Source organism: Streptomyces sp. Pv4-95, from assembly GCF_045782725.1.
GTDB lineage: Bacteria > Actinomycetota > Actinomycetes > Streptomycetales > Streptomycetaceae > Streptomyces.
On the sequence record NZ_CP127172.1, the window covers coordinates 3,340,807 to 3,354,454 of the forward strand.

Annotated in this window: 8 protein-coding genes; 3 read left to right on the top strand and 5 right to left on the bottom strand. The window is 74.1% G+C overall.

What is annotated here, in order from left to right; all coding sequences use genetic code 11:
- Positions 1-60 precede the first annotated feature (60 nt).
- From QOM21_RS14660 to QOM21_RS14670, 3 genes are all read left to right on the top strand, one after another.
- The gene (locus QOM21_RS14660) at positions 61-2,292 is read left to right on the top strand and encodes a hypothetical protein (protein ID WP_407550343.1); all 2,232 of its coding nucleotides are present in this window, start codon (positions 61-63) and stop codon (positions 2,290-2,292) included.
- A gap of 114 nt (positions 2,293-2,406) precedes the next feature.
- Entirely contained in the window at positions 2,407-4,014 is a 1,608-nt protein-coding gene (locus QOM21_RS14665; protein ID WP_407550344.1) for a DUF6519 domain-containing protein, read from the top strand.
- Positions 4,014-4,934, top strand: a complete 921-nt coding sequence (locus tag QOM21_RS14670) for a peptidoglycan-binding protein (protein WP_407550345.1) — start codon at positions 4,014-4,016, stop codon at positions 4,932-4,934. The genes QOM21_RS14665 and QOM21_RS14670 overlap by 1 nt, the downstream gene beginning before the upstream one ends.
- A gap of 383 nt (positions 4,935-5,317) precedes the next feature.
- Here QOM21_RS14670 and QOM21_RS14675 read toward each other — a convergent pair whose 3' ends face one another.
- The 5 genes from QOM21_RS14675 to QOM21_RS14695 all read right to left on the bottom strand — a co-directional run bounded on the left by QOM21_RS14675 (position 5,318) and on the right by QOM21_RS14695 (position 13,609).
- Positions 5,318-6,676 carry a hypothetical protein gene (locus tag QOM21_RS14675; protein WP_407550347.1) on the bottom strand — a complete coding sequence of 453 codons (1,359 nt, stop codon included), beginning with the start codon at positions 6,674-6,676 and terminating at the stop codon, positions 5,318-5,320.
- Positions 6,677-6,769: 93 nt separating this feature from the next.
- Positions 6,770-7,681, bottom strand: a complete 912-nt coding sequence (locus QOM21_RS14680; RefSeq protein WP_407550348.1) for a hypothetical protein — start codon at positions 7,679-7,681, stop codon at positions 6,770-6,772.
- A 146-nt stretch (positions 7,682-7,827) separates the two neighbouring features.
- Positions 7,828-9,183: a VWA domain-containing protein gene (locus QOM21_RS14685; RefSeq protein ID WP_407555674.1), complete on the bottom strand. Its 1,356-nt coding sequence runs from the start codon at positions 9,181-9,183 to the stop codon at positions 7,828-7,830.
- A gap of 398 nt (positions 9,184-9,581) precedes the next feature.
- Entirely contained in the window at positions 9,582-12,479 is a 2,898-nt protein-coding gene (locus tag QOM21_RS14690) for a DUF5682 family protein (RefSeq protein ID WP_407550350.1), read from the bottom strand.
- Positions 12,476-13,609, bottom strand: coding sequence for an AAA family ATPase (locus tag QOM21_RS14695; protein WP_407550352.1), 1,134 nt, complete (start codon positions 13,607-13,609; stop codon positions 12,476-12,478). The genes QOM21_RS14690 and QOM21_RS14695 overlap by 4 nt, the downstream gene beginning before the upstream one ends.
- Between the last annotated feature and the right edge of the window lie 39 nt (positions 13,610-13,648).

The window sequence follows — 13,648 nt, forward strand, 5'->3', positions numbered from 1 at the left end:
GCGGATCATCGGGAGGTGCGCGCCTCGCGCATGCGGGGCCGGGCGAAGCGAGGTGGCGGCATGAGTGCGACGAGGGAGCCGGACGGGCTCGCGGAGCTGCTTCCGCAGTGGCACCGGCTGCGCGACGCGGAGGCCGGGGAGCCCCTGCGGGCGCTGCTCGCGGTGATCGCCGAGCAGGTGGATCTGGTGCGCGACGGCGTCGCGCAGCAGTACGACGACTGGTTCGTGGAGAGCGCCGCCGAGTGGGTGCTGCCCTACCTCGGCGACCTGGTGGGCTACCGGCCGCTGCCCGGCTACGAGCGGGTGCTGGCGACCGGACTGCGGGACGGCGGCCTGCCGGACTCCTCGCGGCGGCGGCTCGCCGAGGCGCTGGCGCCGCGCCGGGACGTGGCGGCAACCGTCGGCAACCGCCGGCGCAAGGGCACCCTCGCGCTGCTGGAGGAGCTGTCCGAGGGCGTCGCCGGCTGGCCGGCCAGGGCCGTGGAGTTCTCCCGGCTGGTGGCACATCAGCAGCCGGTGAAGCTGTACGGGTCCGGCACCGAGGCCGGCAACGCGCGGCGGCGCGGGCGCGGGCGGCTGGTGGACCTGCGGGACAGCTCGGCGCTCGACCTGGCGGGCGGCCCGTTCGGGACCGTCGCCAGGTCGGTCGATGTGCGCAGCGTCAACTCCCGCCGCAGGCCGGGTGGTTACACGCCGGCCGGCGTCGGCCTCTTCGTCTGGAGGCTGAAGCCGTACGCGGTGACGCACGCGCCCGCGTACTGCATCGACCGGGCCCGCAACCTCTACACCTTCTCGATCCTCGGCAACGACACCCCACTGGTGACCCGGCCGGAGCCGGAGCCGTCCGCGTCGCACATCGCGGCCATCGACAACGTGCCGGCCGCGATCCGGCGCCGCCAGCTGCACGACCGGCTGGCGGACTACTACGGCCCCGGCAAGAGCTTCACCATCCGGCGGGACGGCCACGACACCCCGATCCCGCTGTCCGACGTCGTCGTCGCCGACCTCGGCGACTGGCGCTACCGGCCCAAGCGCGGCCAGGTCGCCGTCGACCCGGAGCTGGGCCGGATCGCCTTCGGCTCGCGGTCCGCGCCGCGGCAGGGCGTGTGGGTGGACTACCACTACGCGTTCGCGGACGACCTCGGCGGCGGCGAGTACCTTCGCGAGGACCGTGCGGACCGTGAACGCCACACGCCGCCGCCGGACACGGCGGTCTACCGCGTCGGACCGGGGCAGACCTTCCAGCGGATCATGGACGCGTACGGCGCGTGGCAGCACGACCGCCGGGCCGGGCGCTGCGGACCCGACGGCCTCATCGAGATCACCCACAGCGGCGCCTACCAGGAACAGCTGGACTTCGACCTGGACCCGGGCGACCGGCTGGAGCTGCGCGCCGCCGAAGGCGCCCGGCCCGTCATCCGGCTCCTCGACTGGTACAGCAACCGGCCCGACGCCCTCAACATCCGCGCCAGGGAGGAGGATTGCGCTCCCGGTGAGCGTCCCCGGATCGTGCTGGACGGCCTGCTAATCGCCGGCCGCGGCCTCAATGTCACCGGGCCGATGGGCTCTCTGGTGCTGCGGCACTGCACCCTCGTACCCGGCTGGTCACTGGAGCCGGAGTGCGACCCGGCGTCCCCCGAGGAGCCGAGCCTGGTCCTGGACCGGACCACCGCCTGCGTCGAGATCGACCGCAGCATCCTCGGCACCATCGAGGTGATCGGCGAGGAGGTGAGCACCGACCCGCTGCCGATCCACCTGCGCGACAGCATCCTCGACGCCACCGGGCACGACCGCGAGGCACTGTCCGCACCGGACTGCCGGCATGCGCACGCCGTGCTGCACGCGCACCGCAGCACCGTCATCGGCGAGGTGCACACCCACGCCGTGCAGATCGCCGAGAACAGCGTCTTCACCGGGCGGATGCATGTCGCCCGGCGGGGCATCGGCTGCGTCCGTTTCTCCTACGTCCCGCCGGGTTCGCGCACCCCGCGCCGCTACCGCTGCCAGCCCGACCTGGCGGGCCCGGATGGGGGTACCTCCCGCTCGAGCGGAGCCGAGAGTGGGGGAGCCGCCCGGGTGCGGCCGCTGCTGCGCAGCGAGCGCTACGGAACGCCGGGGTACGCGCAGTTGGCGCCCGGCTGCGCCGAGGAGATCCGGCGCGGCGCGGAGGACGGCGCCGAGATGGGCGTCTGGCACGACCTCTATCAGCCGCAGCGCGAGGACAGCCTGCGGGCCAGGCTCGCCGAGTACACGCCGGCCGGCACCGACGCCGGGATCGTGTTCGTGACGTGACGCGCCGATTCGTCCGTGAGGTGAGCTCCCCGCCCGGGGGACCCGATCCGCCCACCGCCCGCGACCTTCCGACTCCCGACCTTCTGAGCATCCCGTACGAGGGGGACCCCTTCCATGCACGCCGATCTCTCCCGCATCACCCACCGGCCGGAGCGTCACTACTCCGCGGTCGTCGCCCAGCAGGGCCGCGTCCAGCTGGACGCGGACGCCAATGAGCAGGCCGCGATCCAGCTGTTCCAGGCCAGGACCCTCGCCGCCGATCTGATCGGGCAGCACGGCGGGCCGCGCGGCGCCACCGGCTTCAAGATCGAGATGCAGGGCGGCAGCCGCGAGCTGGACGACCTGATCATCAGCGGCGGCCGCTACTACGTGGACGGCATCCTGTGCGACGCGACCCGCCCGGAGCCCGGCGTGCCGGTGCCCGCGGACGGCTCCGCCGAAGCGGGCGGCAAGGACGGCGCCGGAGACGATGACGAGCCCGCCGCCACGCCCGCCACCTGGACGTACTGGGACCAGCCCGACGGCTTCCGGGACCCCGAACGCCCCGGCGACCGGCTGCCCACCCGGTTCCCGTACCTGGCCTACCTGAAGGTGTGGGAGCGCACCGTCACCGCGGCCGAGGACCCGGCGCTGCGCGAGGTCGCGCTGGGCTCTGCCATGCCGGACACCGCGGCCCGCACCAAGGTGGTGTGGCAGGTGCTGCCGCTGCCCGCGTCCGAGCTGGACCTGGAGGACGACAGCCCGCCGGTCGACGACGTGCGCGCGGCGTTCGCGCGCTGGGCGAAGAAGGCCGGCGCCCCGGCCTCCCGGCTCGCGGCACGCGGCGAACGCCCCGACCAGGCCGACGACGAGCCGTGCCTGGTGCTGCCGGACGCCCGCTACCGGGGGCCGGAGAACCAGCTCTACCGGGTCGAGGTGCACGACGCGGGCACCGCGAAGGACGCCACCTTCAAATGGTCCCGGGAGAACGGCTCGGTGACCTTCCCGGTCGACGCGCTGGACGGCACCTGGGTGGAACTGGCGACCCTGGGCAGCGACGACAAGCTGGACCTGAACGTCGGCGACCGGGTCGAGTTCGTGGACACCGCGTACACCAGCCGGGGCGAGGCGGAGCCACTGCTGCGGGTGGAGGAGCTCGACCTCCCGGGGCGGCGGGTACGGCTCTCGGACGAGCCGGCACCGGGCGTCGGACGGCGCCCCGAGCTGCACCCGTTCCTGCGCCGCTGGGACCACCACGAGAGCACCCGCCGGACCAAGGAAAGCTCGCGGACCGGCGGACTCCAGCACGGTGCGCTGCGCGCCGAGGAGGGCCGCTGGCTGCCGCTGGAGGACGGCGTCGAGGTGTACTTCGCGGCCGGCGGCACCTACCGCACCGGCGACTTCTGGCTGATCCCGGCCCGTACCGCCACCGGCGGCGTCGAGTGGCCGACCGACCCGGCCCGCCGACCGCTGCTCCAGGCACCCTCGGGCATCGAGGTGCACTACGCGCCGCTGGCGTGGGTACAAGGTGAACAGGCCGCCCCCGACCTGCGGCTGGCCTTCCGGCCGCTGTCCGCGGGCATTCCGGCCGCGGACGAGGCGGCGCTCGCCGCCGAGGCCGAGGCGCGGGCGGAGGAGACGGACGCCGCTCCCACGGCGACCGAAGCCGCGGGCCCCGCGGTGGGCAGGTCCCAGACGACCGCCGCGGCCGAGGCGGCCGTGGACGAGGGAGGTGCTGGCTGATGGCCACTCCGCTGACCGCGACGCGGCTGCTCAAGGCTCTGCGCGACGAGGGCCTGGTCGTGCACGAGGTGCGCAACTGGCGCACGCACAACCGCAATTCCAAGGGCCCGTGGGGCCCGGTGAACGGCGTGATGATCCACCACACCGTCACCAAGGGCACCGCCGGCTCGGTGGACCTCTGCTACGACGGGCACCCGAACCTGCCGGGCCCGCTGTGCCACGGCGTGATCGACAAGAAGGGCGAGATCCACCTCGTCGGCAACGGCCGCGCCAACCACGCGGGGCTCGGCGACCGCGACGTCCTGCGGGCAGTGATCAACGAGTCCGAACTGCCCAACGACAACTCCACCGACACCGACGGCAACCGCCACTTCTACGGCTTCGAGTGCATCAACCTCGGCGACGGCAAGGACACCTGGCCGGAGGCGCAGAGACTCGCGATCGAGAAGGTCTCCGCGGCGATCTGCCGGGCGCACGACTGGACCGAGCGCTCGGTGATCGGCCACAAGGAGTGGCAGCCGGGGAAGGTCGACCCGCGCGGCTTCACCATGGACTCGATGCGCGGGCGCATCAAGAAGCGGCTGGCCAAGGCCGCGGAAGGCACCGCAGGGCCGGGCGGCGAGGGCGCGGACACCGGCGGCTCGCCGACGCCGCCGAAGCCGCAGCACCCGCCGTACGAGCCGTTCCCCGGCAGCGGCTTCTTCCACGCGGGCGCGCGCAGCGCGGTGATCACGGCCATGGGCAAGCGGCTGGTCGCGGAGGACTGCGGTCATTACAAGAGTGGCCCCAGCCCTGAGTGGACCGAGGCGGACCGCAAGTCGTACGCGGCCTGGCAGCGCAAGCTCGGCTTCTCCGGCCGGGACGCGGACGGGGTACCGGGCAGGGTGAGTTGGGACCGGCTACAGGTGCCGCACTCCTAGCCGGCACCGGCTGACCGGCCGGAACGGGCGGACCTCCGCGGGGGAGCCCTGCCCGCCCCGAACCGGCTCCGGGAAAACACAAGGCCGGGCGGTCCTCCCCCACAGAGGGCCGCCCGGCTGTTCATGGGTGCACCGGCATGAACGGACTCCGCGGGACTCCGCGCTGACGCGCGATCGTCCGCAGGTGGCTGCCGCCGCAGCCGGTCCGCCGGCCCCGTGTGGGGCCGGCCGACCTGGAGCGTTCCGATGGTGCCGGTGGTTCGGCCGGGGCCCGCCGGACGGAAGTTGACCGCCCGGGGAGCTACGGCTGGTGAAAGGTCACCGTCCGGGGCGCCACGGCTGATGGCCGTGCCCTACCCGGACCGGCGCCCGAGAACTCGGTCTCAGACGCCCTGGACCGGGAGGGCCGGCAGGTTCGGCAGGGCCGGACGGCTCGGGAGAACCGGGAGGACCGGGAGAGCCGGGATGTTGGCGGCGTCGGTCAGGTCGGCGGGCACGGCCGGGAGCGCCACCGCGTCGGCCAGGTTGGCCGGGACGGCGGGCGTAGCGGGCACGGCCGGGGTCGCGGGCACAGCCGGGGTGGCCGGGAGGGCCGGGGTGGCCGGGAGCGCGGTGACGTCGGTCAGGTTGGCCGGGACGGCGGGGGTCGCGGGCACGGCCGGGAGGGTGGGCACAGCCGGGACGGTGGGCACGGCCGGGAGGGCGGCGGTGACGTCGGTCGGGTTCGCGGGCACCTGAGCGGGCGCCAGGCCCTGCGCGCCGGCGGCGGCGCTGGTGGCGACGCCCTGCGCGTCGGTCACCACGACGGTGACCAGCCCCTGAGCGAAGGGAGCGGCATCAGCGGCGACACCCTGCGCGAACGGCGCGGCATCCGCAGCCACGCCCTGCACGAACGGAGTGGCGTCCGCCGTCACGCCCTGCACGAACACCTGCGCGCGGCCACCGACGGTGGTCACGAAGGGGGTGGTGTGGGCAGCGGCGTCACCAGCGAGCCGGCCGGCACCGCCGACGGCACCCTGGGCGACCGGCACCACCTTGACGACGACGCGGCGGGCGACGGGCGGCAGGACATCCGCGGCCGCCTTGTCGACAGCCGGACGGACGGTGCTCAGGCCACCCTGGGCCGGGTTCGTCAGCTGCTCGGGGCGGACACCGGCACCGGCGAGACCGGCGAGCAGGTTCTCGACCGAGCCGGGAGCCTTCGGCAGCGCGGGAGCCTTGGGCACCTCGGGCGTCTCGGGCAGCTGCGGGGCGGCGGGCAGACCGGCGGACGGCAGACCCGGGGTGGCGGGCAGCGACGGGACGGCGGGCAGCGTGCCATTCGCCGGCTTGCCGGCCCGCTTCAGAGCGGCCTTCGCCTTCTTCTCGGCCTTGGCGGCCTTGGCGGCGTGCTTGGCCTTCTTCAGGTCGGCAGCCTTCCGCACGTCCTGCACACCGGCCGGCGCGCCGGTCAGGGAACCGAGGCGGTCGGCCGAGGGCAGCTGCGGGGTGGCGGGCAGGGCATCGGTCGACGCGCCGTCGACGGCACCCGTCGCCTTGTCGGTGGCCCCGCCCGCGGTCTCCTCCGCGGTACCGGCCAGGTCACCGGCGGGCAGCCGCTTCGCGGCGTCCGTCACCGTGTCGGTGGCCGACAGGTCCGGGCTGACGGGCAGCTCGGCCGCGTTCGCGGTGACGGAACCCAGAGCCCACAGACCCGTGGCAGCGGCGGCGACAACGATGGAACGGCGAATGTTGGTGCGCATGATGAGGAAGTCCTTCGAATTCAGAGGGTGTTGACGGGCAGACCTGTCCCGCCCCCGCGCGGCAGGTCGGTTACAGACGCGGAGCGGTCTGCCCTAGCCCGGGAATTCGAGGATTTCTTCGGCACGCCGACGCGTCGGAGCGCCGTCGGCCGTACGCACGCCACCCGGCAGCAGCCGGAAGCGCGGGGAATTCGCCGTCGATACGGCGTTCTGGTCCCCACCACGGGGACTGTGGCCATCGCCCGCGGTGTGCGGGGAAGGCGCCACGGGGCCCTGCGGGAGCTGGCCCGGAAGGCCGTGCGATCCCTGGTCCCGCTGTTCCTGCGCGGCGGGTCGGGCCTGATCAGCCGCGGTGCGCAGGCCATAGGCCGCGTCGGCGTACGCCTGCGCGGCGGAGACCGAGGCCCCGTCGGCGCGCGAACCGGCCGGCTGCTCGCCGTACGGGGCGCCCTGGCCGGGGTTGCCGACATCGCCGGTCCGACCGGGGTTTTCGCAGGTCGGAAGCTGAACGGGCAGCTCCGGATCGGCCGTTTCCCGCAGCTCGTCCACGACATCGGTCACCGGCGCGGCAACCGGTTCTGTGGCCCGTGCGGCCTGCTCGGCGGCGGGCCGCACGGCCTCCGCGAACGCGCCGTCCGCGGCGTCCTTGTGCGCGGCCACCTCCGTCCGGGCCGTCTCGCGCTGCTGCGCGAACTCGGTCTCGGAGCGGGACAGTCGGTCCGTCGCCCCGTCCCGGGTGGCGGCCCGGGCCGGGGTGGACGTCTCGTCCGTGGCCGGAGCCCCGGTCGAGAGGGATGCGCTCTCATCGACAGCCCGGCCCTCGACCGGGGCGGATGCCCCGGAGAGGTCCCGCGTCGCCGTGCGGTCCTCGGCGTGGGCGCCGGGGCCGAAGGCGAAGCCGAGGGCGACGAAGCCCACCAGGAAGAGCCCCGCCAGCAGCGCGCGCCGCACGGCCACCGTGCGCGGCAAGCGCACGGTGGCAGGCAGAACGGACACAGCTGACACGGAGGGGACCTTCCCATTCGGACGGGGACACTCGGGCGTACGCCTCGGTGTCACTCGCGTCGCGGGCGATCAAGCGATGGATCGAACGATGGTGTTGATACTTGCACGACGAGCCAGGTGCCGCGCAAGTCCTGCCGGCACTCCTGTCACCGTTGCTCCGCCATGTCCGGTATGGGCAGCGGCCTTTTCTCCAAGGCGGCCGCCATCACCTCCGGAAAGAGGTCGGGTGTGCACGCGAACGCCGGTGCGCCCAGGGCACCGAGGGCCGCGGCGTGGTCACGGTCGTAGGCGGGCGCCCCCTCGTCGGAGAGTGCGAGCAGCGTCACGAACTGCACCCCGGAGGCCTTCATCGCGGCGACGCGCTTGAGCATCTCGTTGCGGATACCGCCCTCGTAGAGGTCGCTGATGAGCACGACGACGGTCTCTGCGGGCCGGGTGATCCGGGACTGGCAGTAGGCGAGCGCACGGTTGATGTCCGTGCCTCCGCCGAGCTGGGTGCCGAAGAGGACATCGACCGGGTCGTCGATCTGGTCCGTCAGGTCGACCACCGCGGTGTCGAAGACGACCAGCCGGGTGTCGATGGCCCGTAGGGACGCCATCACCGCGCCGAAGACCGAGGCGTAGACGACGGAGGCGGCCATCGAGCCGGACTGGTCGATGCAGAGCACCACTTCCTTCTTCACCGACTGCGCGGCCCGGCCGTATCCGATCAACCGCTCGGGCACGACCGTGCGGTACTCGGGGAGGTAGTTCTTCAGGTTGGCCCGGATCGTGCGGTCCCAGTCGATGTCACGGTGGCGGGGCCGGCTGATCCGTGCGGAACGGTCCAGCGCGCCGGTGAGGGTGGCCCGGGTGCGGGTCGCGAGCCGCTTCTCCAGTTGTTCGACGACCTTGCGGACGACGGCACGGGCGGTCTCCTTGGTCGTCTCCGACATGACTTTGTTGAGCGAGAGCAAGGTGCCCACGAGGTGCACATCCGCCTCGACGGCCTCCAGCATCTCCGGCTCCAGCAGCAGCGCGGACAGGCCGAGCCGGTCGATGGCGTCCCGCTGCATCACCTGCACGACGGAGGAGGGGAAGTACGTACGGATGTCCCCGAGCCAGCGCGCCACCCCGGGCGCCGATGCCCCGAGCCCCGCCGAACGCCGCCTGCCGTCCGCCCCTTGCCCGCCCTTGCCGCGTCCGTAGAGCGAGGCGAGCGCACCGTCCATCTCGGCGTCCCGCCCCTGCAACGCGCACCCCGTACCGTCCGCCTCTCCCCCACCGAGCACCAACCGCCACCGCCGCAACCGCTCCTCCTCGGAGAGAGAAAAACCGGAGGAGGCGGCGTCGGGGGTGTTGGGGGTATCGGGAGTGGTTTCAAGGGCTGGGGAGTTGAGTGCCGGGGAGTTGAGGGGGCCGGGTGCAGGGGTGTTCGGAGCGGCGACACCGTACGGGGTCACTGCGCCCGGGGCGGGGACGTGGGCCGAGGTCACCGCTCCGGAGGTCGCCGCGCCAGCCATCACCGTCTTGGCCACTGCCGTGGCCGCCAGCGCCATCTCGGGCCCCGCTGCCTCGGCCACCACCGTGCCGACTCCAGCCACCCCGGGCCCTGCCGCCTCGGCCAACGCAGTGCCGGAAACGGCCATATCGGCCGCCGTGCCGGCTTCCGCCACCCCGGTCGCTGCCGTCTCGGCCACCGCCGCCTCAGTCCCCTCCGCGTCAGTCCCTGCGGCCTCAGTCTCGGCCGGGCCTCCCCCTTCCGTCGCCTCGGCTCGCGTCGTTTCGGCTTCCGTCGCCCTGACTCCCGTCGCCCCGGTCGCTGTCGTCGCGGTCCCCGTCGCCCCGGCCGAAGTCGATCCAGTCGCCGTCGTCCCGACCGCGGTCGTGCCCGCATCTGCCCTGTGGGTCTTGCTCGTTGTCATCCGGCCGCCCCCGCATGCTCGTTGTCTCGTCTGCCGAATGCTGCGTCCGCCGCGCCTGTCGAACCTGTCGTGCTTCCTGCGCCTACCGGTCCTGCCGCGCCCGTCGGACCTGCCGTGCGTGACGTGCCTGCGACGTCCGCCAGCTGCTGCTCTCCCGGCTCGCGGTCGTCGCCTCCACGGCGCTGCCGCGCGCCCTGGCCGACCGCACTCCCATCGCGCCCCGGGGCGAGGCCGGGGCCGTCGAACTCCGGCCCCCCGATTCCCGGCCAGCCGAGGCCCGGCTCGCCGGTGCCCGGATCATGACTACGCGGCTCGCCGAAGCCCGGTTCCTCGATGCCCAGCAGCAGGCGCAGGGTGGGGAGGACGGCCGCGGCGCGGTCGCGGTCCAGGCCGGGGCCGAAGCCCGGGGCCGCCGCCTCCTCGCCTGTGTCCGCAGGATGGCGGGAGCCGGTCGTAGGGCCGCGCCGGACCAGCTCACCGAGCGTGCGGCGAACCCCCGCCTCGTACTCCGCGAACGTCCTCCGCAGCAGCGGCAGTACGTCCGTGAAGGCGGCACCCGGGACCCGCGTCAGCCAGCCGTCGACCAGCGCGAGCAGCCGTTCGTCGTGGACCAGGAGCATGCCGCCGTCCCCGCCGCCGACGAAGCCTTCGATCCACCCCGCGGCGTCCGCGGGCGGAGTACCGGGCGAGAGGGCCAGGCCCATCAGCTGCTCCGCACCCCCCTCCCCCAACTGGCCGTCGTCGAGCAGCAATCGGGCCGCCCGCCCCCGGATCAGTCCGGGAACGGTGTCCCGCCCCGATACCGCCCGCAACACCCCGGCCCAACGCGCCCGCAGCCCAGCCGTGTCCCCCACCTTGTCCCCGGCCCCGGTCGGCACGGAACCTGTCGGCGTATTGCCGGTCGGCGCGTCGGCTGTCGGGCCGGCGTCGGCTTCGAGTCGGCCGAGGAGGGCGACGGCCCGCTGGGTGGCGTCGAGATGGCCGCGCATCTCCGACGCTCCGTCCGCGTCCAGCCCCGAGCAGGCCGGGGGGAGTCCGACGAAGACGCGTTCGGCAAGGCCCATCGCCACCTCGCGGAGCGCCGCACCGTCCGTGCCGCGCACATCGCCGTACCGCACCGACCGCACGAGGGCGGGCAGCGCCCGGGCGAGATGACCCACGTCCGCGTCGAGTGCGGCGCGGTCCGAGAGGACCCGCATCACCACCGGCAGGGCGTCGGGGAGTTCGGCGAGCAGGCACTGCTCGGCCAGCGCCGTCACCGCGGCCAGGTCGGCGGCGCCCACCGCGTCCGACGCGGCCTTGGCGGTGGCGGCCGCGAGCACGGTCGTGCCCCAGATGCCGGCCTCGGCGACCCGCACGGACAGCTCGGGCTCCCAACGCAGCCGCCAGGTCTCCCGGAATGTGCCGGTGCTGCCGCGGGAGCGGGTCGGCTCGCCCCAGGGAATGCCGAGCAACCGCAGCCGGTGCAGCAGCCGGCTGCGCCCGGCGTCCGTCTCCTTGCGCAGATCCAGCTCCATCTCGCGCTCCAGCGCCTCCGGCTTGAGGCGCAGTGCTCGCCGGATGCGGGCGATGTCCCGTTCCAGCGGGACGGCTGGGGCGTCCTCCGGTACCTCGCCGAGCACGTCGCCGACCACCAGCCGGTCGTGGATGAGGGCGGACGGCGCCTCGGAGCCGTCGCCCATGACGGCCCGGATCGCGTCGTCGGTCTCGGCCAGCCCGGCCAGCGGCCGCCCGCGCACCGTGGCCAGCCCCTCGGCGAGCCGTACGGCCTCGATGACATGCGCGGAGGAGACGGCGTAGTCCTCCTCCCGCAGCAGGCCCGCGACCTTGGTCATCCAACGCTCGATGGGGCGGTCGGGGGCACTGAACAGATGGCCGTACCAACCTGGCGAGGCGATGCCGGCGCCGTAGCCACTGCGGCGGGAGAGCCGCCGGTGTGTCCACGGCACCCAGGTCAGCGCGGCCTTCGCCTTCGGCAGGCCCTTGAGCAGTGCCCGGTCGGCGGTGACGGTGCTGCGGCGTGCCAGCGCCGGTACGTGCCAAGCCCCGCACACCACGGCGATGTCGTCCCCGAACTCCTTGCGCGCGGCCCGCAGCCGGAGCCGCATATGGGCTTCACGCACCGGGTCGCGGTCGTGCCCGCCGTCGCCGTACACCTCGCGGAGCGCGGCCATCGCCTCGGCCAGTGCGTGGAAGGGCGCGAGCGCGTCGGCCTCCGGGCCACTCGTCCCGCGGTGCTCGACGACGTCCTCCCACCAGCGCTCGGGGTCGTCGTAGCCCGCGGTCTGTGCCAGCACCCGGAGCGGATCGACGCGTACGTCGGCCGGACCGTCCGGATCGCCGTCGCCCGGCTCTGCCCCTTCCCGGCACCCCGGAGCCTCGCCCCGGTGCCCGTCCTCCGCCGCCGCTTCCGCTCCGGTCGGCTCCTCGGACTTCCCCCGCTCGCCCGGCCCTCCGCGTCCCCCGTCTCCCCTGTTGCCGTCGGCCCGCTCACCCTCTGCAGGGCTCTCCATGTCGGCCATGGCCAGGGAGTGCGCCGCCGGCAGGTCGATGAAGCGGACCGGGACGTCGTGCTCCAGGGCCCAGCGCAGTGCGACCCACTCCGGGGAGAACTCGGCCAGCGGCCAGAACGCCGCCCGGCCCGGATCGTCCAGCACATGGGCGAGCAGCGCGACGGGCGGTCGCATACCGTCCTGCGCCGCCAGGGGCACCAACTCGTCTGCCTCGGGCGGTCCTTCGATCAGTACGGCGCGGGGCGCGCACTGCTCCAGGGCCGCCCGCACCGCCCGCGCGGAGCCGGGGCCGTGGTGCCGCACCCCTAGCAGCACCGGCTCCCCGCCGGACGCGGGCTTCTCGGCCGCCCTCTCCGGGGCGGCCACGCGTCCCCCGGTCATGCGCTCGCCTCACGGCAGGCGCGGTAGAAGTCCTTCCAGCCGTCGCGCTCGCGCACGACCGCCTCCAGATACTCCTGCCAGACGACGCGGTCGGCGGCCGGATCGCGGACGACGGCGCCCAGGATGCCGGCGGCCACATCGCCGGAGCGCAGCACGCCGTCCCCGAAGTGAGCCGCCAGGGCAAGGCCGTTGGTCACCACCGAGATGGCCTCGGCCGTGGACAGGGTGCCGGAGGGCGATTTGAGCTTGGTGCGGCCGTCGGCGGTGATGCCGTCGCGCAGCTCACGGAAGACCGTCACGACCCGGCGGATCTCGTCCATACCCTCGGGCGCGGCCGGCAGGTCGAGCGAGCGGCCGATCTGCTCGACCCGGCGCGAGACGATGTCCACCTCTTCGTCCGGCGTCGCGGGCAGGGGCAGGACGACGGTGTTGAAGCGGCGGCGGAGCGCGCTGGAGAGTTCGTTGACGCCGCGGTCGCGGTCGTTGGCGGTGGCGATCAGGTTGAAGCCGCGGACGGCCTGCACCTCTTGCCCCAGCTCGGGGATGGGCAGGGTCTTCTCCGACAGGACGGTGATGAGTGTGTCCTGGACGTCGGCCGGGATACGGGTCAGCTCCTCGACCCGCGCGGTCATGCCCTGCGCCATCGCGCGCATCACCGGGCTGGGCACCAACGCCTCGCGGCTGGGGCCGTTGGCGAGCAGCTGGGCGTAGTTCCAGCCGTAGCGAATCGCCTCTTCAGGGGTGCCGGCGGTGCCCTGCACGAGCAGGGTGGAATCGCCGCTGACGGCCGCCGCCAGATGCTCGGAGACCCAGGTCTTCGCCGTGCCGGGCACCCCGAGCAGCAGCAGGGCGCGGTCCGTCGCGAGGGTCGTCACGGCGACCTCGACGATCCGGCGCGGGCCGACGTACTTCGGTGTGATGAGTGTGCCGTCGGCGAGCGTGCCGCCGAGCAGGTAGGTCGCCACCGCCCAGGGCGAGAGTCGCCAGCGCTCCGGCCGCGGCCGGTCGTCGGCCGCCGCCAGGGCCTTCAATTCCGCCGCGAAAGTGTCCTCCGCGTGCGGCCGCAGCGCCTCGCCTGGCCCGGCCGTCGCTGCCTTGTCATCCGTCGTCCCTGCGCTGTTCCCGGACATCGCTCCCCCTCGTCGCAAGATGTGCGTCCGGCACCCCGA

Coding starts and splice junctions, on each gene's coding strand:
- QOM21_RS14660 (WP_407550343.1), top strand. CDS start 61: ATGAGTGCGACGAGGGAGCCGGACGGGCTCGCGGAGCTGCTTCCGCAG.
- QOM21_RS14665 (WP_407550344.1), top strand. CDS start 2,407: ATGCACGCCGATCTCTCCCGCATCACCCACCGGCCGGAGCGTCACTAC.
- QOM21_RS14670 (WP_407550345.1), top strand. CDS start 4,014: ATGGCCACTCCGCTGACCGCGACGCGGCTGCTCAAGGCTCTGCGCGAC.
- QOM21_RS14675 (WP_407550347.1), bottom strand. CDS start 6,676: ATGCGCACCAACATTCGCCGTTCCATCGTTGTCGCCGCCGCTGCCACG.
- QOM21_RS14685 (WP_407555674.1), bottom strand. CDS start 9,183: ATGGCTGGCGCGGCGACCTCCGGAGCGGTGACCTCGGCCCACGTCCCC.
- QOM21_RS14690 (WP_407550350.1), bottom strand. CDS start 12,479: ATGACCGGGGGACGCGTGGCCGCCCCGGAGAGGGCGGCCGAGAAGCCC.
- QOM21_RS14695 (WP_407550352.1), bottom strand. CDS start 13,609: ATGTCCGGGAACAGCGCAGGGACGACGGATGACAAGGCAGCGACGGCC.